The sequence below is a fragment of the Secundilactobacillus similis DSM 23365 = JCM 2765 genome (genome assembly GCF_001311075.1).
Lineage (GTDB): Bacteria > Bacillota > Bacilli > Lactobacillales > Lactobacillaceae > Secundilactobacillus > Secundilactobacillus similis.
The window spans coordinates 1-22901 of sequence record NZ_BBAD01000006.1 but is presented as its reverse complement, the minus strand read 5'-3'; the positions used below and the strand labels follow the sequence as shown (position 1 = coordinate 22901).

The window sequence follows — 22901 nt, the reverse complement described above, 5'->3', positions numbered from 1 at the left end:
AGGATGTGAAATTAATGAGAAAAAATTCGATTAAAATCTTACTTGCTTTTGTTTTTTTATTCGTTGGCATGCTCGCCCTACCAACTGGCGCAAAGGCTGCTGATCACTATACAATTGGGACTGGGCCGACCTTTATGCCGTTTCAGATTCAGGATAATCAGGGTACATATACCGGCAAACATCCGGGATTAGAGATTGAAATCTTCAAAGCAATCGCTAAAAAAGAACACTTTACTTACACCTTCAAGCCCATGGAACTTACCGCCAACATCACGGCGTTGGAAGGAAATCAGACTGACGGTATCCTGGCCGCACTGATGATCACGCCTGAGCGGAAAGATAAAATCGATTTTTCAGATTCCTACCTAAGTGTTGGGCTGACCTTGGCCGCCCCTACTAATAGTAAGATCAAGAGCTGGAAAGATTTAAAAGGCAAGACCATCGCCGTTAAAGCCGGGTCAACTTCCGAGGCCTACGCCGAATCCGTTCAAAAGAAGTACGGCTTTAACCTGCGGCGCTTCAAAGATAGTAACACTGAATTTAACGACGTCTTAGTTGGCAACACCGTTGCGGCCGTTGATTCCACCGCCACCGTTGAATACGCCATTAAGAATAAGATGAAACTGCACCTCGTTGGGAAAGCCTACAATAAGAATCCCGTTGCGTTTGGGGTTAAGAAGGGCACCCATAAGAAACTCCTTCGTCAATTTAACGCGGGCTTGAAAGCCATCAAAGCTGACGGCACCTACAATAAGATCATTGAAACCTACCTTGGTAAACACAGTACCGTCACCGGATCAACTAAGATCGACCGGTCGTTCATTGGCCTTCTGCGCGACAACGCCACATCGTTCTTAGACGGGATCAAAATGACCGTTGAGATCACGATTGTTGCCATCATTCTCGCCACCGTTATCGGCGTCATCTTGGGGATCATGGGTGTCTTTCCAAACAAAGCGCTTCGGGCCATTTCCACCACTTACGCTTCATCTTTAGAAGTATCCCCGTCATGGTGCTGGCCTTCTTCGTCTACATCGGGATTCCCAACCTGACCGGGCAAAAGATTCCGCTGTTCGTCGCCGGGGTCGCTACAATCACGTTGGAAAACAGCGCCTACACGGCTTCGTTCGTTCGCGGCGGGATCAACGCCGTACCAAAGGGCCAAATGGAAGCCGCCAGAGCCTGTGGCCTCTCCTACCTGACCGCCATGCGCCAAATCGTGCTTCCACAAGCCGTCCGCATCATGGTGCCATCCTTCATTAACCAATTCATCATCGCTTTGAAAGGGACCTCAGTGCTGTCAGCCATCGGGGTCGCCGAACTGACGCAACAAGGGACGATTATCATCGCCAAGAACATGGAAGGGTTCAAGGTTTGGTTGCTGATTGCGGTCATGTACCTGATTTTGATTGGCATTTTGACCTGGCTGTCAAATGCCGTGAAGAAGCATTATAAGTTGGCGGATTAACGTATAAGGATCAGTAATCAGACACTTCTATATGCCAGAAATTCCAATTATAGTGACCCTAAGACATGTCATCACAACAACTATTTCCAGTCATTTATAGTCAATGTATTCAACTAAAGAGGACCAGCCAAGCCCAATTCACAAGCTTGACTGGTCCTCTTTAAATTGTTTCATGCTAAAAGCCGCCAGCGCGATGCCACGCATCAACTAACGGCTGACTCTTCTCATCCAGCCACTCACTGAAAGTCATTTTTTTCAATTCAGCCTTCAACTTAGGATCTGTATCTGGAGCGGTTAGCATGTACTGCCGAAATTTTTCCGTTTGAACCGGATCATCAAGAAGTTCCAAGACATACTGTGTTAATTCGGTTCCACTCATTTCTTCAATTGCTTTCATTTTAGCGCCCCCGTTCAGCAATATAAATTTCACATTTTTGCAAAACAAGTTTAAATTTTTTCAAATGCGTTTTGCGTTCTAATACAGCTATTAATAATGGAATCGACTGATGATGAGAAAATTTCGTAATTCGATAACTAATAATTTCAAGCAGGTGCTCTTCGTGCATTTCTTGATAATAGAAATAACCGGATAATCGACTTAACATCATTAATATTTCAATCAGTTCTTCGACAAACTTTTCAGCATCTGAACTTTCAGCCCAATTTGCAACTTGCATTGTTTGCGTTAGTAATTCTAGTTGCGTGTCTATATTTCTTCGATTACCCGCGCCAATCATACCATCAAATTGTGCGAAATCCAATCGATCAATCTTCGCTCAATCTCTGTCACATAGAGATCTAACGCCTGCTTCGTGTAATCAAACCGTTTCATCTGTAGATTCAAATGCCAACTCCGGTTTGCAATTCGAAACTGCCGAGCCGCGGTTAGAACGCCAAATAACGTTGCTAACGACACCATGACCGATAACCAGCTCAATATCCCGGCAACCCGTAGTTCGTGGACACTCCCCAGAATCGTGACAATGTTCATCAATAAAATCGTAATCAACGTCCACAAAAATTCCACATCCGCACTCATTCGTCGCCATTGTTTCATTTAGATACACCCTTTCAACCTGATTTCAACTTAACTACGTCTCATAACCAGCGTTAAATTGATGTGAAATCGGTTTGATTAGACCTGGCGTTGCTGGTGTCGTTTGTGTCCAGCGTAAGTGTTGGGTGCGATTTGGGTGTTGGCTGTTTGTCATCGCTTCGCTCGTCAAAGCCGCATTGAAAAGCGCTCGTTCAGGCTACAAAATTCGGCGCCATTTAAACTGTTATTTCCAGGGGCCCTGAAGTGACTGAAGCTTGTCAACCACGCGCTTTCTGGCCACCACGCCGAATGGTGCTGCGCGAGACTGAGAGCTGCATGTAGGGGCACTTCGATAAAACCGCCAGGCCCGGGCGCTTTCACCGAAGTGCCCCTACACACCGCTCTCAACCCGTCTCGCTCCGCACACTTACGCTGGACACAAACAACAGCAAAAAAGAAGCCGGCCACAACTCCTACCAAGGAATTACAGCCGACTTCTTTAACTTGTTAACTTAATTCTACATTAACCCTTATTTCTGAACGTTCCCATTCTCCACACTCACCGGCCGGTAAACCACCTGATAAACCACCAACATCACTGCGAAGACGACCAATGAAATAATCATTGAAACTCGCGTTGAGGCGTTGAATAACAGGAAGACTAGTACGGCGCAGAAGAAGATCAAACTGACCCAATCAGTCACTGGGTACCCTGGCATCCGGAAGGTCTTGGCCCCGGCTGGGTTAGTCTGGCGGTATTTGATATGACACCACAACAAGATGACCCAAACTAAGACGAAGTTGATCGTTGAAACCCCGGAGATCAGCGTGAAGACGCTGGCTGGCATGAAGTAGTTCAAGATAACGATAATGAACAACACTAAGGTCGAGAAGTTCAGGGAGTCGTTTGGCACCCCGCTCTTGCTTAACATCATGAACCGCTTTGGTGCGTTGCCCCCATGACTCAGGGCGTGCAACGTCCGGCTGGTACTGAAGAGACAGCTGTTGGTTGCGGATAAGGCGGCGGTCAAAACCACGAAGTTTAAGATCCCGGCAGCCCGGTGATCCCGATGCCAGAAAATACTTGGACGAACGGACTAGCCGTTGTGGTGATTCCATTCCAAGGGTAAACACTCATGATGGCGATCATAGACCCCACGTAGAACAACCCGATTCGAATTGGCAAACTGTTGATGGCCTTAGGTAAGTTGGCTTCGGGATCGTTCGTTTCCCCAGCGGTCAACCCGACCATTTCGATGCCGACGAAGGCGAAAACGACCATTTGGAAGGACATCAAGAACCCGTAACCCCCGGTTGGGAAGAACCCACCGTGACTGACCAAGTTAGTAAATGATGCCGTTTGACCATCGACCTTGAAGTGGATGATGGCTAAAGCAAACCCGACGACGACCAGAATAATAATGGCTAACACTTTGATCATCGAGAACCACGATTCCATTTCCCCGAAGGCCTTCACGTTCACCCGGTTGGTCAAATACAGCAGGATCAAAATGACGAACGGTGCCACCCACTGTGGTAGACTTGGGAACCAGTATTTAATATAAATCCCGGTTGCGGTTAAATCGGCCATTGCCAAACTGATCCAGCAGAACCAGTACAACCAACCCGTGACGAACTCCATCCGGTCACCTAGGTACTGTTTCACGAAGTCCAAAAATGAATGCTTGCTGGTATCGGATAACAGCAGTTCCCCGATCGCCCGCATCATGAAGAAACAAAACAACCCGACAATGAGGTAGGCCAAAATGATTGATGGCCCAGACGTCCGGATGGCGCTCCCAGAGCCCAGGAACAGACCAGTCCCAATCGCCCCACCGATGGCAATCATCTGAATATGGCGACTCTGTAGCGACCTAGATAGTTTTTTCTGATTCTTACTCGTTTGCATACATGCTCTCCTTTTCTCTGACTGAGGGTCCACCGGGTGGTTCTGGCTGACACAAAAACGACGCCCCTTGCACCTACCACACGTTATGGTAAGTACAAGGGGCGTCGTAACGCTGTTCCACCCAAGTTTCACAGTTCCTTATGAACTGCCTTTAATCGCTGATATCGGTTGCGCAACCTGTTTGATGTTTCTGCCATTTTCTAGTACTGGCTCTCAGCAACTCGCCAGCTCTCTGTCCGTCTTAAGACTTCTTGTTTCACATTCTACTTTAATATTTTTAAAATGCAAGGGGTAGGAATAACGAACATTAATTTGGAATAGTCTACAAACGTTATTATTTCGCTGGTTTGTCACCCGTTAAAATCACTGAAAAAAAGTTTTTTTATTCTAAAATTAAAATATAATTAGATTTTCTAATTAAGGTTCTAAAGACCGCTTTCATCACTTAATTAGCGCTGTTTCAAATACTGCCGAAATACCGGCATCAAAATCGTCTGCAGCAAGTTTTCAAACCGCTCTCGCGTTAGTGGCCGGTCATCACCATAGAACATCTCACCCAGCATTAAAACCGTTAAACTTCCGCGTGCCGAAATGCTTCAATCATCCGCCACGTCAGACTCAACGTTGTGTCATCCTTTGGCAGATCCTTTCGATCGTACCAAGCCGCGTTCGCCAGTTCGTCTCGCTCCAACTGAATCGCAAGTTCCTCGTTCAAGTCCGCAAAGAAGCCCATCAATACGGACCCCGAAAAGGCCCAAGGCTGGCTCGCATAGTAACGAATATTATGAACTGCTAAGCCCACTTCTTCAGCCACTTCTCGTTGTACGGTAGCTTCCATGGATTCACCAACCTCAACGTAGCCGGAAATCAAGGTTCGACGCCGGTAACCGTTCAAATTCCGGGTCAACAACAAGCGGTCGCCATTCGTTACGCCAACGATAATTGCGGGCGCAATGGTGGGAAAAATCTCCCGGTGACAGTTCGGGCATTTAAGCGCCCGTTCTTCAGTCTCACGACCCATTTGATGACCACAACGGCCACAGAACCGGTTAGCCGCATACCATGACGCTAAGTGACAGGCAGTCGCTCCCGCATAGCCTAACCATTCGGGATCCAGATGCCGAAACGTCCCAACGTCTTCGTAACGGTAATCAGTCGTCTCGACCACCGGATCCTCAATCAAGTAAAACCGCGACTGATCGATTGAAAACAAGTAGGTATACTGTTCCAAATCAAAGTGCCACTGCGCCGTCACTTCTTTATAGCGCGGTAGTTGTTTACCCTTATACAAAACGGCCTTTCGATCGTGATAAATCACAACGTAATCGTCCTTAGAAGGCGCCGTTTTTCGGTTATAGTGATTGTCAAATACTTTGGGTGCGATGTCTTGAAACATGAGCCTACCAGCTTTCTATCACGTTGACCACCGCCAAATCGGCGATAGCGCGCTACGGTTATTTAACACTAATTATAGCATGCTTAGTTTCGAACAAACACACCCGAAAAACCAGGTTTGATTGGTTGAGCGTTCTCCTGTTAGCCGACATGTCTGTCAGCATTGTTTCTGGTATCGTTAAAGCGAGTTCCAAAGCAACGTTTAATAACCGCACCACGATTGCTTACCAGCTATCAGCAAGACTTCCTCTGGGCGGCAATTTTAGCCATTCCAACGTAAGTGCTGGGTGCGATTTGGGTGTCGGCTTTTTGTCGTCGCTTCGCTCGCCAAAGCCGCATCGAAAAGCGCTCGTTTAGGCTACGAAATTCGGCGCCACTTAAACTGTTATTTCCAGGGTTCTTGAAGTTTCAGAAACTTGTCAACCACGCGCTTTCTGGCCACCACGCCGAATGGTGCTGCGCGAGACTGAGAGCTGCATGCAAGCGTAAGCCATACAACACAAAAAAGAGGTCGATTTCTCGACCTCTTTTTGCGTACGATTAAGCGTTATTTGTTAACGATAAACTTAGCGGCTTCGCCCTTGTTAACCAGCACAACGTTGCCAGCAACGATGTTAGCCATAGCGTCACGCGCTTCAACAGTGGCGTTCCCAACGTGTGGGGTCAAGATAACGTTCTTCAAAGTCTTGAAGCCGTCGTCAACTTCGGGTTCCTTTTCGTAAACGTCCAAAGCAGCCCCAGCGATTTCACCAGCCTTCAAAGCATCCAGCAAGGCAGCTTCATCAATGATTGGCCCACGACCAACGTTAATGATCGAAGCAGTGGACTTCATGGCCTTAAAGGCGTCAGCATCGAATTGGTGATGGTTGTCAGCAGTTTGTGGGGCGTTAATGCTGATGTAGTCACTGGTCTTGATCAATTCATCCAATGAAACATACTTCACCTTCATTGAACGCTCTTCAGGATCTGACAGGCGGTTTGGCTTGTAGTATTGAACGTTCATACCCAAAGCATTGGCCTTGCGCGCAACGTCACTCCCAATGTTGCCCAAACCAACAACCCCTAAGGTCTTGCCGGCAATTTCGTGGCCCAAGAAGTAAAGTGGGGCCCAGCCAGGGAAACCTTCGTGACGCATCTTTTGATCACCCTCAACAATTCGGTGACTTAATGCTAAAATTAAACCAATGGTAACTTCAGCCACGGCGTTTGTTGAAACGGCTGGCGTGTTGGTTACTGGGATACCCTTTTCCTTTGCGTAGGCGGTATCAATGTTGTTGAACCCGGCACCGAAGTTCGCAATTAACTTCAGTTTAGGTGCAGCATCAATGATGGCCTTATCCACTTTAGTTGACAGTGGCGTGATTAAAAAGTCGGCATCCGTAACGTTTTTGAGTAATTCTTCATGAGAAATTAAGCCGTCACCAGCGAAAACGCTGACATCCAAACCGGCATCGGTCAGGGTTTTAGTGGCAACTTCTGGTAACTTAGCTGATAAATATACTTTGCTCATAAGATTTTACCTCCAGTATTTTGTTAACGCTTTCATTATCGTCCTAAATCGTTCAAAGTTCAATCACGCACTTTTTCGTAACCGTGCCAAAAGCCCGTCATATACCGCTGGAAAGCAATTGATATTTATTTCACAACTAACCAAATTCACGGGTTTGTACGCTTATCAATCACCTTAACGATGCGTTGATTTTAGCACGAATTTCTGAAAATCAAACGATTTAGCTCGACCCCAAATCTTAGTTTCTTGAAAGGAAAATTCACCATGACCGATCTCGTTCGTAACGAAGTTTTACAAAAGTTAGCCGATGGCGCGTTCAATTGTCCCAAGGAGTTTACCCTGTCCATGTTTAGCGGCAAGTGGAAAATCAACATGATTTACCACATGGGTAAGGAAGGTGCCTACTACTTCAATGAATTTCAAAAACTATTACCCGCCGCTTCACACAAAGAACTTGCTGAAAAACTGAAGGAACTGGTTGCGGATGGCCTCGTGGTCAGAACCGAAGAAGCCGGCCAACGCCGCAAGGTTTCCTACGCCCTAACACCGCTGGGCGAAACCCTGCTCCCCATCGTGAACGCGATGTACGACTGGGGCACGCAACGATTAGCCGAACTGAAAATGCAGGACGTGAAGTTCGGCCTCGGTCAGGTTAAATCAACCACGAAGTAACCTACCGACCATGTGTCATTCATGCTACACTACTTGAATAAGTAATGATTGAGGTGATGTCTCCAATGCAGTCTGATACAACCGTTTTCCTTGGTCTTTGGATCGTTCAATTAACCGTCGCCAACTTTTTTATTGCGGGGTTTGTTGAACTATTCAACACCATCTGGCGACAGGCGTTTCAACCTGACGACCTGCCACCGTCAATCAAACGCCATCGTCGCAGAACTTGGCTTTTCTTGCCCATTATCGTGGGCGGTGTCATGCAGTACGGTGGCTTAATTAGCGGGCGCAATACCGCCATGTTCATTAACATCAGTTTATTTGTGCTGGTCATTCCACTATTGGCCCGAAACAACACAACCGTGACCTACCTCTTTCGGTGTGCCATTCTCCTCGGCGTCTGGCAACTGACCCACCTCACCAACTGGTTCATGGCGCCATCGATTGCGGGTAACGGTGTTTTGTTGCTTATGATGCTCCTGATCGGTCATTACACTGATGAGATCCGCTACCACTGGCTTCCCGCCATGGCAACTTGGTTGACCATTGCCCTGGTATTTTGGCTCACGATTCCCGACCACGTCTACCACGTTCCCATGACACCACTACTGCGCGGGCAGGCTATCACCATTTTTCTGGCGATGGGGTCATTAGCTACCAGCTACTGGATTCGACGCCAACAAGAACTCATCCAAACCCAAAAGATTCAACAGTTGGCCGACTATGATAGTTTAACTAACGCCAAAACCTACTCGCACTACCAACGTGATACTACCGGCCTTTTTCAGGACGCTCGGCAGTCACATCAACCACTAACGCTGGTGAGTTTGGATATCGACCGCTTCAAACAAGTCAACGATACGTTCGGCCACCTTGCGGGCAACACCGTTCTGGTGGGCGTTGCCGATACCTTGAAGCAAACACTGGAGACCCATGGTGAGCAGAACCACATTTATCGAACCGGTGGCGAAGAATTTAACATTATCTTCCCTCACAAATCAATCGATGCGGCTCTGCCAATCATCGAAGCCTGCTGGCAAGCCGTGCGGAAAAGTTACTTTACGTCTGGCGATGATCAAATTTCCGTCACGATTTCAATGGGCGTTACCCAAGTGGTTGAAACAGATCAATCGATCAACGACACCTACAAACGCGCCGATAGCAACCTCTATCAGAGTAAGCAGCGCGGCCGAGATGCCGTGACGGTCAACGGCCACACGTTGCATACGGATCACGATTTAAGTACTGATGCTGATATTCACACGTTCTTCACCCAATCGATCATGACCGTTATTGACGGTGACCCAATTCTCTGGGGAAACGAGCTATTACTCCGGCTATACGATAAAGATCGCGAACACTGGGTCTTGCCGTCAGAATTCGCTATTTCTGTTGAAATGCAAGTTGCGCTGATCAACAAAGTGCTTCAAACTGACGTTAACACCCGGCTTGGCCTAAACCTCACCGCCGACCAGTTTCAGGATCCACACGTTAGCGATGTCTTATGTGACTTTTTCCAAAAAACACCTGCGATTCCGGAACTGGGTGTTGAAATTATCGACGTTCCTAGTCTCGATGTGATGGCTGAAATTAGTCAAAACTACCACGAGAGCGGCATCACGATTTATATCGATGACGTCGGTAGCGACAACAGTTACGAACTCGTGCGCGACATGTTGCCCTACATCGATGGGATTAAATTTGCCATGCAAAACCTGCGCCGAACCGACTCCTTAACCCGGATCCAAGACCGAATCAAATTCTGGGTCGAAGTCGCGAACACCGCAAAGATCACCTTTATCTTGGAGGGCGTTGAAAACCAATCGGAACTCGCTTTTGCCAATCATTGGGCATTCAGCAGTTTCAGGGATACTACTTTGACCGGCCATCGTTGCCAACGCGGGTATAGGGTGCGATGTGAGACGAAAGTCGGCAATTCAAGTCAATCATCGCACTTCGCAAACTGACAGTAACAAAAAAGCAGCTAGCCACCAGGCTAACTGCTTTTTATGATGCCATTTAATCAACTGCGCGTTCAACGCGTTTAATAAAGTCTTCAAACAACGTCAACATCTGCGCATCCACTTCAAACATGGTTTCCGGATGCCACTGCACCGCCACGATGAGGTCATTATCAACACTCTCAACTGCTTCAATCGTGTCATCGCTGGCAGTCGCGGTCACTTTAAGCTGAGACGCCACCGTCTTAAGTGACTGGTGATGATGGCTGTTCACCAACAGCCCATCCGCCTGCACGATCGTTGCTAACCGACTCTGAGCATCGATGGCAACGTGGTGAGTCCCCTGCGTCATTGCGGCATTTTGAAAATGCTGTAAGGTTGGGTGCCCAAACTGGGTGGCGATATCTTGATACAAATCACCGCCCAGTGCCACGTTGATCACCTGAATGCCCCGGCAAATGCCAAAGATTGGGATTCCACGCTTAACGGCTTCTCGAACCAGTGTTAGTTCGCTTTCGTCTAACAACGAATCCGTCATGCTTAACTGTGGCAGTGGTTCTTCACCGTAAAACCGGGGCGCCACATCCGGACCACCTGGTAATAATAGGCCATCGATGATATCAAGGTACCGGGTGACCAACTCTGGATTTCGCGTTGGAATCAACACTGGTGCCCCACCAGCCTTCACAACCGCCGCAACGTCCCCCTGATTGACACTGTTGCGGTAAGCATTGTCTAACACCCGACTTTCAGCCGGGATTCCGATAATGACTTGTTTGCTCATCACAGCTACCTCCAATTTATCCGTTATTTCCAATAAGCGTACCGGTAAAGTGTATCACGCAACAACGTTGGTTGCACGCCGGCGACTTTGGTACTGATCAAGTTCGCTTGAGTACTTTGGTAAAGTGGCGTGAAGCCTTGATTGTCAGCCAAAGCCTTGGCCGTGGCCTGCATCGTTTGGTAACGATCTTTAGCAGACTGTTTATCCGCCGAAATCGTGGCGATTTGTTTCTCGTAAGACTTATTGTCAAACTTCCCGAAGTTAATACTGTTGGTGATTGAAGCCTTGTTCAAGAAGTCCACTGGATCTTGGAAATCACTGGTCCAGCTTAACGTCCCACTTTGGAAGTCACCCTTGGTGAAGGTGCTGATTTCGTTGTTCAACGGAATGGCACGAAGGGAAACCTTTAACCCTTTCAGGTTCTGTTGAACGGCCCCTTGAATGTACTCCCCAACGGATTTGTTCACGTCTTGGTCGTTAGTTAAGAGTTCGATTGAGACGGTCTTCTTACCCAGTTCTTGTTGGGCTTGTTGCCAGTACTGCCTGGCCTTCTTCAAGTTGTAAGGGTACAAGTTCCCGGTATCGGCGTTGAAATCTTTGCCGGTGGTTGGGTTCGTGAAGTTACCTTCTGGAATGGCACTCTTTGATGGCAGTGAGCCATCCTTCAACACGTTCTTAACCAAGGCTTTTCGGTTAATGGCGTAGCTAACCGCTTTACGTAATGCCGTGTTGTTAGTGGCCTTTTGCTTTGAATTCCAAACGATGAAATTCAAGCGGTTCAACTTGGTCAACTTCAAGTTCTTCTTCAACTTACCGGTACTATCCGCCTGAACTTGGTTACCGGTGACCGTTGTGACTTGCACATCACCTGACGCAAACAGGTTTTGCGCCGTACTGTTATCCTTAACGGTTTGCACCTTAACCGTCTTCAACCGAACGTCCTTAGCGTTGAAATACTTCCCGTTCTTCGCGTACGTCCAAGTATCACTACTCCCCGTCCAGTTTTTGATGTTGTAGGCGCCGTTGCTGAGGGTTTTGGCGGCACTGCTGCCGTACTTTTCGCCGTATTTTGAAACAAACTTTTGATTTAATGGGTAAAGCTCGGTGGCTAAGCGGGAATTGAACCACGGTGTTTTTTGCGCCAGCGTAATTTGGAGCTTATGTTTGTTGAGCGCCTTAGCGCCCAGTGTGCTAACCGCTTTTTTACCGTTATTGATCGCCGTTGCGTTCGCAATTCCTTCCACGTGACCGGCTTCTTGCGACTTCGTCTTTGGATCAACCTGCCGTTGCAGTGAGTAGACGAAATCCTGTGCCGTCACAGGCTCGCCGTTTGACCACTTGGCATCCTTACGTAGCGTGATCGTGTAGGTTTTACCGCCATTGGTTGGCGTTGCGATTTTAGTGGCAACACCGGGAACAACCTTCCCCTGTTTATTCGTTGTATAAAGACCCTCGTAAATCTGGGCAATTGCTGCCTGACTCACAATGTCAGTCGCCTTGTTGGGATCGGTTGTTGCAATCGCCTGACTGGCCGTGACCTTTAACGCCTTACTCTGAGTCCCCGTTTTGGGAGTACCGTTGCTTGAGCTGGTTTGACCACAGGCGCTTAATAGCAGCCCTAACCCTAATGCTGTGATGCCGAATACCGTTTTTCGTTTCATGCTGATGTTCCCCTTTTCTGGTTTGATTTCCCTAATAACCTGATTTGAATAGTTTGAAAAAGCAATTTGAATAGATTGAATTTTAATCGGTTAAACTTCGGTGTTTTACGGCTACCGTGCCGAAACGCGTTCGGAGAGGCAGAGACCTGCACCTAAGGGACTTCCACCACAAGCCCCAAAAACCGGGGCTTGTGGTGAAAGTCCCTTAGGCTCCGGTCTCTAACCGCCTTGTTTCGCACTCTACACAAAAAAACGCCCCCTACTCATATTGCTACAAGTAAGGGGCGAAAACTTCGCTGTACCACCCTTATTCACGCGTTGCCGCGTCTCAAGATACCCATTGATATCCGGGAAGGTAACGGTTCCTACCGTCGCACCAGCGTTAACCAATGCGAAACCAACGAAGCTCATCTTCACAACCGTAATCCCATCCGTTTTCACCATCCCGGACTCGCTAGGGTAATCGTGGGTTGCTACTCTTCTTCCGTGTCTTTGTTAAAATTCAATTGCTTTTCGATGAGTAAATCTTAATTCCGTGTGGTTGAAATGTCAAGGTGTTTTTTAGTGTGCGGAGCGAGACGGGTTGAGAGCAGTGTGCAAGGTAACATCGGTGAAGGCGCCCGGGCCTGGCGGTTTTACCGATGTTACCTTGCATGCAGCTCTCAGTCTCGTGCAGCACGACTCGACGAAGTCAGAAGCCTATCTGGCCATTCGGCGTGGTAGCCAGAAAGCGCGTGATTAGCAAACTTCTACAACTTCAAGAACCCTAGAAATACCAGTCTAAGTGGCGCCGAATTTTGTAGCCTGAGAGCGCCGGTTTTTATGCAGTTTTAGCGAGCGAAGCGATGACAAACAGCCAACACCCAAATCGCACTCAACACTTACGCTAGACACAAACGACAACAAAAAGGACCACCAAAACCGGCAGTCCCATACGATATCTATTATTCAAAGTCAGTGTTAGTCACAGTGTAGTTGAAAACTAAGCATCTAACATCGCACCAACGGTAATCGCAATATCCGAACTAGCTGCAATCATCGAGATGACTGCTGAGCCAGCGGCACCCGCTTTAATGACATCGGGAAGGTCCGTTACCGTGATGCCACCGATGCCAACGATTGGTCGGGTTGAGAGGCCGACCAATTGTTTGAGTCCAGCTAACCCAATAACCGGGTCAGCGTCGGCTTTAGAGCCGGTTGGAAAGACCGGCCCGCTACCGTAGTAGTCAATCCCATCAATGGCATTGGCTGCTAAAATTTCGGCTTGATTCGAGCAGGAGAGACCAATAAACATTTGACCACCCACTGCTTGGATAACGGCCTGAATTTTTTCATCCGATTGGCCAACGTGAATTCCATCGGCCTTGGTCATTTGAGCCAATTCAACGTCGTCGTCCACGATAAACGGCACGCCCGCATCAGCGCAGAGGTTGCGCAACGTTATGGCGGTCGCTACCCGTTCCTCTTCGGTGAGCTGAGACCGTTGCCCCTTATCGCGAAATTGAAACGCCGTGATACCAGCTGCTAAAGCAGCCTTCACAGTCGGCACAAACTGGCCGGCTGGTACGTCTTGGGACCCACACACAAAGTAGGCCTTTAATAATTGAGGATCAAAGGTCGTCATTTGGTGTGTGCCTCCCCGTATGCCCAGTGGTTCAGTGGACCGTGTCCGTGTCCCACCTGAATGGTGTTCTTGATAGCAGCCTCAACGAAGTCTTTGGCTGTTCGAATGGCGGTTTCAATGTCATGTCCCTTGGCCAGTTCAGCGGTCATGCATGATGACAACGTGTCACCAGTCCCATGCGTCCGAACCGTATCGACCCGTGGCGAACTCAACCAAAAATCATGGCCATCCGCTAACAACACGTAGTCGCTCACCGTATCGGTATCACCATGACCACCCTTAATGATGACGTTCTTCGCCCCAGCGGCCTGTAGTTGTTGGGCTGCCAGTTTCGTGTCATCCGGAGTGGCGATGGTCATACCAGTCAAGCGTTCGGCTTCCGGTAAGTTTGGCGTTACGATAGTTGCCAGTGGTAACAGTTCTTCTTTCACCACTTCGATGGCGTCATCTGCAAGTAGCGCAGCGCCACCCTTCGCAATCATCACGGGATCAACTGTCAGTGGGCCGAAATCGTATTTTCTTAAATTATCAGCAACGATGCGCACGTGTTCTGCATCGGCTAGCATCCCCGTTTTGCAGGCTTTGATTGCTAAATCATCTGCCAATGAGGCAAATTGTTCATCAATCAGCTTCTTGGGTAACGCCATGAAATCTTGAACGCCTAATGTGTTTTGAGCCGTCACCGCAACAATGACCGCTGTGCTGAAAACATGGCGTTCCTGCATGGTCTTCAAATCAGCCATGACGCCCGCACCCCCACCGGAGTCGGTCCCCGCAATCGTTAACGTTTGTGGAAATGCATTTACTTCCTCAGCCATTCTACCTATCACGCCTTTCAGTCAAATTGAGCAATTTTTCGATGTCGGCCACCGTGGTCAGGTGAAGGGCATCCATCAAGCGCGCTGAGAAGGTACCAGGGCGCTCTTCCTTTAGTTCCTTGGCAACCAGTTCGCCAATCGCAGCAAAGACCACACAGGCCGTCTGAGCGGCCTCAAAGTAGTCACCATCACTAACGGCACAAAAGGCAGCCACGATACTACTTAACATGTCGCCAGAACCCACGTGTAGCTGGAATAGTGGTGTGCCGTTATGAACCTTGACGACCCGCTCGCCATCCGTGATGACGTCAGTTTCACCACTTAAAATCACAACGCAGTGTTGCTTTTGCGCACACGCTTTAGCGATTTCAACTAGGTCCTGATTCCCAGAACCAGCATCGATGCCCTTAGCCTGCCACTCAACGTCAGCCAACGCCGCAATTTCACCAGCGTTACCGCGAATCACGTCCACTTGGAACTGACTCATCAAATCGGTAGCCACTTGTTTGCGGTAAGCAATTGCGCCAACCGCTACCGGATCGATCACCAATGGCTTATGCAACTCGTTAGCTGCTTGACCCATTGCTAAAATGTGGTCCACTTGGGGTTTAGAAAAAGCCCCCAAGTTCAACGCAACTGCACTGCTGATCTGCACCATTTCGCGCGTTTCAGCAATTTCTTCCGACATAATTGGCGATGCGCCAATCGCGTTGATCCCATTCGCAACGTCTTGAACCGTCACAAAGTTGGAGATGTTCAAAACAACGGGATTCGCCGCACGCAGCGTATCTAGTAACCCAATTTTCATTACAAAAACCGCCTCCCAAAACTGTTTTAAAACAACGCCTCGTTCATTTTTCAGTTAAAAAGGCCGACCCAAACGTGATGCGTTCAGGTCGACCTGTTTCCGGTAATTCTCCGGCCGTCGATGAACACGTTCCTACGCAAGTATGAACTTACAGGTTCAAAGGGATCATGCCAAGCACATCTCAGCCCCGGTAGCGGGACACCCCTCGTGTTGTTTGACTTTAATTTTACCACGAAATCGAGCTGAATACCTTTATTTTTATACCAGTAATGGAAGCGATTCACTTTAACTATGGTTTTTCGACTGTTGACGCCCAATCAGACGACCTAAAGCCGTGATGCCGTTAACTGTTAGCCCACATGTATCTTTAGCTCACCAGTGTCAGCAACTTAGTTCTCATCTTGGGAACGTTCCTGATACCTCAACGCCAACTTCCCCGTCTGCCGCAACACCGCATCCAGCGCACTATCCGGCAACAGCCGTCGTCCTAATAGGCCCGCATAAGCCGCAACCCCAGCCGTATATCGCGTCCGTGGTCGCCGAGCAGTTGCCGCTTGAACAACTTTCCGCGCAATGATTTCCGGTTGGGCGCCAAACGCATCCACCGTTTGTAAAAAGGCCGCCGCTTGCTTTGATAGCTCTTGATAAGGCCCATCATGAGAAACTTCCAGTAATTGCTCACCAGCAATCTTAGCCCAGTCAGATTTGATTGGGCCGGGTTCGATCACGGCAACTTGAATGCCAAAATCGGCTAACTCTAACCGCATCGAATCGCTCAAGCCTTCCACGGCGAATTTAGACCCCACGTACCAGCCACCAAGCGGGTTGGCAATTTTGCCATCAACCGAACTGATGTTAATAATTCGCCCAGCGTGACGTTCGCGCATTAACGGCAAGACCGCCTTGCTCATTTCGGTCACCCCAAAAACGTTCACATCAAATTGTTGCTTCGCCTTTTCAAGCGGGACTTCCTCAATCGCCCCAAAAACGCCAAAGCCCGCATTATTGACCAAGACATCTAGGCGTCCTTCAGCAGTTGCAATTTGTTGTACCGCCGCTTGGATACTCTCACTGTCAGTTACATCTAACGATAACGTGTGGATCCCAATATCATCCAAGTCATTCATTTTATAAACGCGCCGAGCACCAGCGTAAACTACAAACCCGTGCTGTTTCAAATGCTTAGCGATGGAAAAGCCAATACCGGATGATGCCCCGGTCACGAAAGCTACTGGTCGTTTTTGTGTCATGAGAAGGCCCCTTTTCTAATGTTAGATTAACGCTATCATACCATGGATTCTGATTCACGTTATCGCCAAAACGATTTAATCAAAATATGCCGAGAATCCCGCAACTTTAGCCGATGTGGTTGACGTGAACGAACTCAAACGCGTTTAAATTTCGAAACAATCAACAAACGGCCCCGTAGATTCCTAGTTTCAGAATCTACGGGGCCGCTTTATTGCACTAAAAAACTAATACCCGATTTACCAATTAGCCGTATCTGGATCCGCTGCCGTCCCAGCGACACCTTGGTAACTATCAATTTTCTTCATATCATCCGCAGTGATTTCAAAGTCGAAAATCTGCGTGTTGGCTTCAATGTATTCAGTATGCACTGACTTTGGTAGTGGCAAGAAGCCGTGTTGCAAGTGCCAGCGTAAGACTAATTGTGGCACTGACTTGCCGTATTTGTCAGCGATTGCCTTTAAATCGGTAATTTCAAAAATCTTCCCTGTTCCCAGTGGGCTGTACGCCTCGGTCACGATGTCGTGGGCGTTGTTGTACTCAACGACAGCTGGTTGTAAGTCGGATGGGTTCAAGAAGATTTGGTTCACCATTGGCGCAATTTTGGCCGTTTCCAGCAAAGCGTCAATGTGGTGTGACCGGAAGTTAGAAACCCCGATGGCCTTCACAGTACCGGCTTCGTAAGCTTCTTCCATTGCCTTCCAGCTACCCGCATTGGCAGCCTGCCAATCGTCCCGGAACGCAATTGGGTTTGGCCAGTGGATCAAGTATAGATCGACATATTCTAGGCCTAACCGTGACAGTGATTTGCCCAAGGCTTCCTTGGTTGCTTCGTAGCCGTGATCATCGTTCCAAAGCTTCGTGGTCACAAACAGGTCTTCGCGCTTCACACCAGAATCGTGAATGGCTTGGCCAACACTTTCTTCGTTACCGTAAAATGCCGCGGTATCGATATGGCGATAGCCCGCCTTGATTGCATCTAACACTGCATGATAGGCAACATCGCCAGAAGGTGTCTGCCAAGTTCCAAAGCCGACAACCGGAATCTTAACGCCGTTGCTGAGTGTATACGTATCAGTTAATGCCATGTTGAACCCTCCTCTAATATTGAGACAATACCATAGTTAGTGTAGCGTGATTCGGTCAAAATACCAACGATTTGGTCCCGAAATCAACGGCTAAATTGCAGGCATCGTACTCAACCAATCGTGCTGGAGCAGTTCGTGGGTGCCCTTGGTCACGGGTAACCAGATTTTCGCCTGAGCAATATCCTTCAGTGATTGCCAAAAGGCGTGGTCGTGCTGGTCATGTGGCGCAGGTTTAATTTCAATGATTTGATTTGTTTCGGTTTTAGCCGTGACAACGGTGGGGGTCACCTGAACAAGTTGCACGGCGATGGTTTCAAGATTGGTTTGCGTTAACATCGGAATCATCCTTTCCATGCGTTGATTACAGGTTCTAGTGTATCGAAAAAATGTCGAGAAACTGTTGCGATTCTGTGTTCAAATTGTGAAGCTTTGGTAGCGAAATGCTTAAATTTCAATGATTGCCTAAAATCGATTAAAGTTTACTAAACTTTTTCAGAAAAATGGTTTGGTTTTTCATAGAACGTTGTATAATGATGTTAATTAAGCGCTTACAAACATTAACCATTATCAGCCGGTTAATGATCTGAATATTAATTAAGAGACCTACAGGGAGGATTTTTAGCAATGCAAATTACAACTGACGTTTTCGGTCAACACAATGATCAAAACATTGACCGCTACACGATTACCAACGCTTCTGGGAGCTTCATTCAAGTCATCACCTTAGGGGCGACTTGGACTGGTTTTACCGTTAACAACCATCCATTGATCGTTCATTTTGACACTTTGGGCGAATACGATGCCCCAACTTCTTACAGTCTATGTAAGGCAATTGGCCGGGTTGCTGGTCGGTTAGGTAAGGCGCAAGCGACCATTAATGGCAAGCAAGTTCACTTTACCGCCAATGAAAATGACAACACTTTGCACGGCGGCCCGAACGGCTTTTCTGAAATCGTCTGGAATGCGGAACAAAGCATCCGCGACCACGATGCCAGCGTGACCTTCTCACGCCACATTCCAAGTAGCGAAGACAACTTCCCTGGTGATTTGGATGCCCGCATCACCTACACGTTGACTGACGACAACCAAGTCTCCATCAACTTTAGTGCCGCCTCAACCGAAGACACCCTCTTCAACCCAACGAACCACGTTTACTGGAACTTGACGGACGGTCAAAAGGATTTGACCACCCAAGAACTCCAAGTTAACAGTACTCGTCGGTTGACGTTAGCTGATTCTGATAAGGTCCCAACCGGCGACTTCACCGACTTAGCTGGCACCGGCTACGACTTCGCCACCGCCCGCGACATCCCAAGCGCTTGGCTGACATTAAAGCCCAAACTGGCAAGGTTGAAATCGATGATGCTTACGAAGTTACCCCAAGCGCTGACAAACCAATTGCGACCTTAAGTGACAGCAAGAGTAACCGTCACATTGACATCTTCTCTGACCGGAACTCATTAGTGGTCTTCACCGCTAACCCATTCGATCAAAGCAAACCTTACAACGCCTTAGCTACCGAAGCGCAGACGTTGCCAGATGCCATCAACCATGATGGCTTTGGTGACATCGTGTTGCCTTCGGGTCAATTGAAGGATTACACGATTCGTTACAAGTATTATGAAGCTTAATCGTTGAATTTTTAACGCCCGCATATTCGTTGAATGTGCGGGCGTTTTATTGTTGTTTGTGTTTAGCGTAAGCATGTTTAGTTTGTGAAATTCAATGATTCTGGTTTTCTATAGTGGGAGGATGCCGCGGGAGGCTCCGGCGCTATGCGAGGCTGGAACGCAGTGGCGGGCCTACGAGCTAGGAATGGCTGAGGACCGTCATACCGACACTGCTGAGCCTCGCGCGCCTCCGCCTCCCGCTACATGGTGCGTTGTCGGCACCCCAAACTGCTGGCTTATCACATTATGAAGTCGCCGAAAATGTGTAATGGCAACGTTGGATGGTAACTCAACAACCGCAATAATCGATAGCGGTCGATGTTCAGTAACCGCAATGGCCCAACGATTACCTGATGCTGGCCTTCATCAATTGGACGCCACATTTATGCTGATTCAACGAGATAATATTGCCGTTCAACGCGTTTTGAGATGTTCTGCGATAGTGCCGAATTGCGCCAACATGAGATGGAGGTAAGCAGCTAGGTGTATGCTGTGTCGCGATAATTGGCGGTTGTTGGTGTTCTTCCGACAACCGCCAATTATCGGGGACGAATTGAAGAATCGCATGGGTTTTGGCGAGGCTTCAATTCGAGGGCTGAGACCGCCCTTTGGCTCAGGCCGGCCCCACAGCAGGAACCTAGCTGCTTACCGGAATCGACAGTTCACGCAAATCATATTTCACAAACTTATATCAAGGATGCTTACGCTGGACACAAGCGTAAGCATCCCGCTTTGTGGTACAATACTTCACAGCATGAAACACTAACTAGACAACCATAGAATAGGAAATTTAACTTGAAAACAACGCAAACCAATCAGTATCATTCACGTAACAACTCTCAAAATCACCGGCCCAACCAACGTCGGCAGCAACAAGACGTTCAAGTCGAAATGGGCCAACGTTTCCCATTAACGATCAAACGACTTGGCATTAACGGCGAAGGTATCGGCTACTTTAAGCGTAAGTTGGTCTTCGTCCAAGGCGCGCTTCCCAACGAAGTGGTCGTTGCCGAAGTTACTGGCATCAAGCCGAACTTTTTGACGGCGAAGGTTCACCGTTTGAAAACACCTAGTCCTGACCGGGTAACGCCTCGCGATGCTTACGCGGGCGAAGTTGGTGGTTTCGAACTCGAACACCTCGCTTACCCGGCACAACTCGAATTTAAACGCGATGTTGTCCGGCAGTCGTTAGAAAAATACCAACCAAAGGGCTTCAGAAACTACCTGCTCAAACCAACGATTGGCATGACCGATCCTTACGGTTACCGAAACAAGGCACAGTTCCAAATTCGTCGGGCAACCGACGGCCACGTGATGGCTGGTCTGTATCAGGAACGGAGTCATAAACTAGTTGATCTAGAAACCTGTTCCGTTCAAATGCCCGCAACGATGGCCGTTATGCGGACGGTGGTCAACCTGCTTGAAGAACTGGACGTTTCGATTTACAACGAAAAGAAACACAGCGGCTTAGTGAGAACCGTTGTCGTTCGGGTTGCTGCTGGCACCGACGAAGTTCAGGTTGTCTTTGTCACCAACGGCACTAACTTCCCGCAACAGGCTGATATGATTGACCGGCTTCAAACAGCTCACCCCGAAGTTGTTTCGATCATGCAAAACGTTAACAGCGAACGGACTTCCCTGATTTGGGGCGATGACACCTATCTATTGGCCGGTAAGCCTCAGATTCGCGAAGTCCTCAACGATTTGCAATTCAACTTATCAGCGCGAGCCTTCTTACAACTGAACCCCTACCAAACCGTCACGCTGTACGCCGAGGCGCTTAAGGCCTTGGATTTAAGCCCTGACGAAAACGTGGTGGACGCCTACTCCGGCGTTGGGACGATTGGTCTTTCCATGGCCCACGCGGCTAAAGAAGTTCGTGGGATGGACGTGATCGATGATGCCGTTAAAGACGCTCGCGAAAACGCCGCTTTAAACGATATCACCAACGCCACGTACGAAACTGGCACGGCCGAAACGTTGCTACCTAAGTGGTTAGACGAGGGCTTTGAACTGGACGCCCTCGTGGTTGACCCCCCTCGTACCGGCCTCGATGACCAATTGATTCGCGCTATTTTGGCGTCAAAGCCAAAGAAGTTCGTTTACATTTCCTGCAACCCATCCACGTTAGCCCGGGATTTGGTCAAATTAACCCGTCAATATCGCGTGGATTACATTCAATCTGTCGACATGATGCCCCAAACGGCACGGTGTGAAGCGGTCGTTAAATTCACCCGGATCTAATGATTGAACTCTTAGGCACATATCGTTATGATGTAGTAATACACTACATTACTTGGTGAACGTTGGATTTTTCAATAACGTCACTGCTAACTCATACCATTAATTTCATGAAAGAAGGTTCCCCATGCAAAATCCATTTGAGAATGGAGACAACCACGAAGGCCCTAACGGCATTCCCGTCCCGCCAAACTACGCGACCGTCGTGCGAAAGGATAACGGCGAGATTCGAATCGGCAAAGTCGGCTTTTCACTGACCGCCTTTCTGTTCAACGTGCTCGTGCCGATTTTCCGTGGCGACTGGTACAACTTGTTGTGCATGATTGGGATCCAAATGGGCATCACCCTTGGCATCCAGTCGTACCCCTTTGCCTCAACGACCGATTTCGCAACGGCTTGGAGCACGATTGAATTCCTCGTCGGCCTACTTTGGGGCTTTATCTACAACATGATGTACTTTAGACACCTATTTAACCGCGGCTTTACCCCGGCAACTCAGCGCTCGTATGATTTGTTGGCGAAGCGCGGGTATTTGCCGAAGTGGTTAAAGAAGTAGAGTGTGGAGAAAGGCGGTTAGAGAGTGGAGCCTAAGTCACTTCCGCCAGAATCCCCGGGTTTTGGGGATTGTGGTGGAAGTGACTTAGGTGCAACTCTCTGCCTTTCGGAACACGTTTCGGCTTGAGGACAGTAATGCGCCGTTCTCTTATCTGAATCACTAAACACAAAAAATAGGAGCACCACGATTCCCAGTTTGGAAATCATGGTGCTCCTATTTTCTTGTGTGCTTTTTTAATATCAGTAATTACTCTGCACTTTAAATCCACAGAGTAGTCCTTGCGACGTGCTTTCCGGCTACCTAGTTTTCGGCGCCTCATTGGATTCGACTTTCCGCTTACTACTTTCCTAGCGGAATTGCCTTCTTTGGCGCCCTCTGGCCACCGCGCCGAAACGTGTTCCGAGAAGCAAAGCGCTATGTGTAAGGCAACTTCAGCGAAAACGCCACACTAT

Annotated in this window: 22 protein-coding genes, 1 pseudogene and 1 riboswitch; of the genes and pseudogenes, 8 read left to right on the top strand and 15 right to left on the bottom strand. The window is 48.4% G+C overall.

Going from position 1 to position 22901, the window contains the following annotated elements; genetic code table 11:
• The first annotated feature begins 14 nt into the window (after positions 1 to 14).
• Positions 15 to 1052, top strand: coding sequence for a transporter substrate-binding domain-containing protein (locus JCM2765_RS02375; protein ID WP_369404031.1), 1038 nt, complete (start codon positions 15 to 17; stop codon positions 1050 to 1052).
• Positions 1010 to 1468, top strand: a complete 459-nt coding sequence (locus tag JCM2765_RS18950; RefSeq protein ID WP_369404030.1) for an amino acid ABC transporter permease — start codon at positions 1010 to 1012, stop codon at positions 1466 to 1468. The genes JCM2765_RS02375 and JCM2765_RS18950 overlap by 43 nt, the downstream gene beginning before the upstream one ends.
• 175 nt (positions 1469 to 1643) lie before the next feature.
• Here the strand turns inward: JCM2765_RS18950 and JCM2765_RS02370 are convergent, their stop codons facing one another.
• From JCM2765_RS02370 to JCM2765_RS02345, 6 genes and pseudogenes are all read right to left on the bottom strand, one after another.
• Positions 1644 to 1865 carry a hypothetical protein gene (locus JCM2765_RS02370; protein WP_054733306.1) on the bottom strand — a complete coding sequence of 74 codons (222 nt, stop codon included), beginning with the start codon at positions 1863 to 1865 and terminating at the stop codon, positions 1644 to 1646.
• 1 nt (position 1866) lies between these two features.
• Entirely contained in the window at positions 1867 to 2229 is a 363-nt protein-coding gene (locus tag JCM2765_RS02365) for a hypothetical protein (RefSeq protein WP_054733305.1), read from the bottom strand.
• Positions 2202 to 2525 carry a hypothetical protein gene (locus tag JCM2765_RS02360; protein WP_054733304.1) on the bottom strand — a complete coding sequence of 108 codons (324 nt, stop codon included), beginning with the start codon at positions 2523 to 2525 and terminating at the stop codon, positions 2202 to 2204. Before JCM2765_RS02360 ends, JCM2765_RS02365 begins: the two co-directional genes overlap by 28 nt.
• 509 nt (positions 2526 to 3034) lie before the next feature.
• Positions 3035 to 4413: pseudogene (locus JCM2765_RS02355) on the bottom strand (amino acid permease).
• A gap of 571 nt (positions 4414 to 4984) precedes the next feature.
• On the bottom strand, positions 4985 to 5809 hold the full coding sequence (gene nudC / locus JCM2765_RS02350) for an NAD(+) diphosphatase (RefSeq protein ID WP_054733303.1): 825 nt from the start codon (positions 5807 to 5809) through the stop codon (positions 4985 to 4987).
• 546 nt (positions 5810 to 6355) lie between these two features.
• Positions 6356 to 7318 carry a 2-hydroxyacid dehydrogenase family protein gene (locus JCM2765_RS02345; RefSeq protein ID WP_054733302.1) on the bottom strand — a complete coding sequence of 321 codons (963 nt, stop codon included), beginning with the start codon at positions 7316 to 7318 and terminating at the stop codon, positions 6356 to 6358.
• A gap of 264 nt (positions 7319 to 7582) precedes the next feature.
• Between JCM2765_RS02345 and JCM2765_RS02340 the strand changes: the two genes are divergently transcribed.
• Complete coding sequence (locus tag JCM2765_RS02340) at positions 7583 to 7990, top strand: winged helix-turn-helix transcriptional regulator (protein WP_054733300.1); 408 nt, start codon at positions 7583 to 7585, stop codon at positions 7988 to 7990.
• A 65-nt stretch (positions 7991 to 8055) separates the two neighbouring features.
• Complete coding sequence (locus JCM2765_RS02335) at positions 8056 to 9957, top strand: sensor domain-containing diguanylate cyclase (protein WP_054733297.1); 1902 nt, start codon at positions 8056 to 8058, stop codon at positions 9955 to 9957.
• Between the two features lie 52 nt (positions 9958 to 10009).
• Here the strand turns inward: JCM2765_RS02335 and JCM2765_RS02330 are convergent, their stop codons facing one another.
• From JCM2765_RS02330 to JCM2765_RS02290, 8 genes are all read right to left on the bottom strand, one after another.
• Positions 10010 to 10735, bottom strand: coding sequence for a gamma-glutamyl-gamma-aminobutyrate hydrolase family protein (locus JCM2765_RS02330; protein ID WP_054733293.1), 726 nt, complete (start codon positions 10733 to 10735; stop codon positions 10010 to 10012).
• A gap of 23 nt (positions 10736 to 10758) precedes the next feature.
• Positions 10759 to 12396: a peptide ABC transporter substrate-binding protein gene (locus JCM2765_RS02325; RefSeq protein ID WP_054733290.1), complete on the bottom strand. Its 1638-nt coding sequence runs from the start codon at positions 12394 to 12396 to the stop codon at positions 10759 to 10761.
• 982 nt (positions 12397 to 13378) lie between these two features.
• A complete protein-coding gene (thiE, locus tag JCM2765_RS02315) occupies positions 13379 to 14020 on the bottom strand; it encodes a thiamine phosphate synthase (protein WP_054733285.1) in 642 nt (213 codons plus the stop codon).
• On the bottom strand, positions 14017 to 14838 hold the full coding sequence (gene thiD / locus JCM2765_RS02310; protein WP_054733282.1) for a bifunctional hydroxymethylpyrimidine kinase/phosphomethylpyrimidine kinase: 822 nt from the start codon (positions 14836 to 14838) through the stop codon (positions 14017 to 14019). The genes thiE and thiD overlap by 4 nt, the downstream gene beginning before the upstream one ends.
• Position 14839: 1 nt before the next feature.
• Positions 14840 to 15646 (bottom strand): hydroxyethylthiazole kinase, encoded by an 807-nt coding sequence (thiM, locus tag JCM2765_RS02305; RefSeq protein ID WP_054733279.1) that lies wholly within the window; start codon positions 15644 to 15646, stop codon positions 14840 to 14842.
• Between the two features lie 112 nt (positions 15647 to 15758).
• Positions 15759 to 15862: riboswitch (TPP riboswitch) on the bottom strand.
• 173 nt (positions 15863 to 16035) lie between these two features.
• The gene (locus tag JCM2765_RS02300; RefSeq protein ID WP_054733277.1) at positions 16036 to 16896 is read right to left on the bottom strand and encodes an oxidoreductase; all 861 of its coding nucleotides are present in this window, start codon (positions 16894 to 16896) and stop codon (positions 16036 to 16038) included.
• A 237-nt stretch (positions 16897 to 17133) separates the two neighbouring features.
• Positions 17134 to 17982: an aldo/keto reductase gene (locus JCM2765_RS02295; protein WP_054733275.1), complete on the bottom strand. Its 849-nt coding sequence runs from the start codon at positions 17980 to 17982 to the stop codon at positions 17134 to 17136.
• 90 nt (positions 17983 to 18072) lie between these two features.
• Positions 18073 to 18318: a hypothetical protein gene (locus JCM2765_RS02290; protein ID WP_054733272.1), complete on the bottom strand. Its 246-nt coding sequence runs from the start codon at positions 18316 to 18318 to the stop codon at positions 18073 to 18075.
• A 288-nt stretch (positions 18319 to 18606) separates the two neighbouring features.
• Between JCM2765_RS02290 and JCM2765_RS02285 the strand changes: the two genes are divergently transcribed.
• On the top strand, positions 18607 to 19392 hold the full coding sequence (locus tag JCM2765_RS02285) for an aldose epimerase family protein (RefSeq protein ID WP_054733260.1): 786 nt from the start codon (positions 18607 to 18609) through the stop codon (positions 19390 to 19392).
• A complete protein-coding gene (locus JCM2765_RS18635; RefSeq protein WP_082404959.1) occupies positions 19302 to 19613 on the top strand; it encodes an aldose epimerase family protein in 312 nt (103 codons plus the stop codon). Before JCM2765_RS02285 ends, JCM2765_RS18635 begins: the two co-directional genes overlap by 91 nt.
• A gap of 278 nt (positions 19614 to 19891) precedes the next feature.
• Here JCM2765_RS18635 and JCM2765_RS16980 read toward each other — a convergent pair whose 3' ends face one another.
• Positions 19892 to 20035 carry a hypothetical protein gene (locus JCM2765_RS16980; protein ID WP_156301645.1) on the bottom strand — a complete coding sequence of 48 codons (144 nt, stop codon included), beginning with the start codon at positions 20033 to 20035 and terminating at the stop codon, positions 19892 to 19894.
• Between the two features lie 508 nt (positions 20036 to 20543).
• On the opposite strand from JCM2765_RS16980, the gene rlmD reads away from it, so the two are divergent.
• Positions 20544 to 21896, top strand: a complete 1353-nt coding sequence (gene rlmD, locus JCM2765_RS02280) for a 23S rRNA (uracil(1939)-C(5))-methyltransferase RlmD (RefSeq protein ID WP_082404965.1) — start codon at positions 20544 to 20546, stop codon at positions 21894 to 21896.
• Between the two features lie 124 nt (positions 21897 to 22020).
• Positions 22021 to 22449 carry a DUF2628 domain-containing protein gene (locus tag JCM2765_RS02275; protein ID WP_054733258.1) on the top strand — a complete coding sequence of 143 codons (429 nt, stop codon included), beginning with the start codon at positions 22021 to 22023 and terminating at the stop codon, positions 22447 to 22449.
• Positions 22450 to 22901: the final 452 nt, after the last annotated feature.

What these genes read in the sequence shown, in the direction of transcription:
- JCM2765_RS02375 (WP_369404031.1), top strand. Translation starts at nt 15, where the DNA reads ATGAGAAAAAATTCGATTAAAATCTTACTTGCTTTTGTTTTTTTATTC.
- JCM2765_RS18950 (WP_369404030.1), top strand. Translation starts at nt 1,010, where the DNA reads ATGGTGCTGGCCTTCTTCGTCTACATCGGGATTCCCAACCTGACCGGG.
- JCM2765_RS02370 (WP_054733306.1), bottom strand. Translation starts at nt 1,865, where the DNA reads ATGAAAGCAATTGAAGAAATGAGTGGAACCGAATTAACACAGTATGTC.
- JCM2765_RS02360 (WP_054733304.1), bottom strand. Translation starts at nt 2,525, where the DNA reads ATGAAACAATGGCGACGAATGAGTGCGGATGTGGAATTTTTGTGGACG.
- nudC (WP_054733303.1), bottom strand. Translation starts at nt 5,809, where the DNA reads ATGTTTCAAGACATCGCACCCAAAGTATTTGACAATCACTATAACCGA.
- JCM2765_RS02345 (WP_054733302.1), bottom strand. Translation starts at nt 7,318, where the DNA reads ATGAGCAAAGTATATTTATCAGCTAAGTTACCAGAAGTTGCCACTAAA.
- JCM2765_RS02340 (WP_054733300.1), top strand. Translation starts at nt 7,583, where the DNA reads ATGACCGATCTCGTTCGTAACGAAGTTTTACAAAAGTTAGCCGATGGC.
- JCM2765_RS02335 (WP_054733297.1), top strand. Translation starts at nt 8,056, where the DNA reads ATGCAGTCTGATACAACCGTTTTCCTTGGTCTTTGGATCGTTCAATTA.
- JCM2765_RS02330 (WP_054733293.1), bottom strand. Translation starts at nt 10,735, where the DNA reads ATGAGCAAACAAGTCATTATCGGAATCCCGGCTGAAAGTCGGGTGTTA.
- JCM2765_RS02325 (WP_054733290.1), bottom strand. Translation starts at nt 12,396, where the DNA reads ATGAAACGAAAAACGGTATTCGGCATCACAGCATTAGGGTTAGGGCTG.
- thiE (WP_054733285.1), bottom strand. Translation starts at nt 14,020, where the DNA reads ATGACGACCTTTGATCCTCAATTATTAAAGGCCTACTTTGTGTGTGGG.
- thiD (WP_054733282.1), bottom strand. Translation starts at nt 14,838, where the DNA reads ATGGCTGAGGAAGTAAATGCATTTCCACAAACGTTAACGATTGCGGGG.
- thiM (WP_054733279.1), bottom strand. Translation starts at nt 15,646, where the DNA reads ATGAAAATTGGGTTACTAGATACGCTGCGTGCGGCGAATCCCGTTGTT.
- JCM2765_RS02300 (WP_054733277.1), bottom strand. Translation starts at nt 16,896, where the DNA reads ATGACACAAAAACGACCAGTAGCTTTCGTGACCGGGGCATCATCCGGT.
- JCM2765_RS02295 (WP_054733275.1), bottom strand. Translation starts at nt 17,982, where the DNA reads ATGGCATTAACTGATACGTATACACTCAGCAACGGCGTTAAGATTCCG.
- JCM2765_RS02290 (WP_054733272.1), bottom strand. Translation starts at nt 18,318, where the DNA reads ATGTTAACGCAAACCAATCTTGAAACCATCGCCGTGCAACTTGTTCAG.
- JCM2765_RS02285 (WP_054733260.1), top strand. Translation starts at nt 18,607, where the DNA reads ATGCAAATTACAACTGACGTTTTCGGTCAACACAATGATCAAAACATT.
- JCM2765_RS16980 (WP_156301645.1), bottom strand. Translation starts at nt 20,035, where the DNA reads ATGTGGCGTCCAATTGATGAAGGCCAGCATCAGGTAATCGTTGGGCCA.
- rlmD (WP_082404965.1), top strand. Translation starts at nt 20,544, where the DNA reads ATGGGCCAACGTTTCCCATTAACGATCAAACGACTTGGCATTAACGGC.
- JCM2765_RS02275 (WP_054733258.1), top strand. Translation starts at nt 22,021, where the DNA reads ATGCAAAATCCATTTGAGAATGGAGACAACCACGAAGGCCCTAACGGC.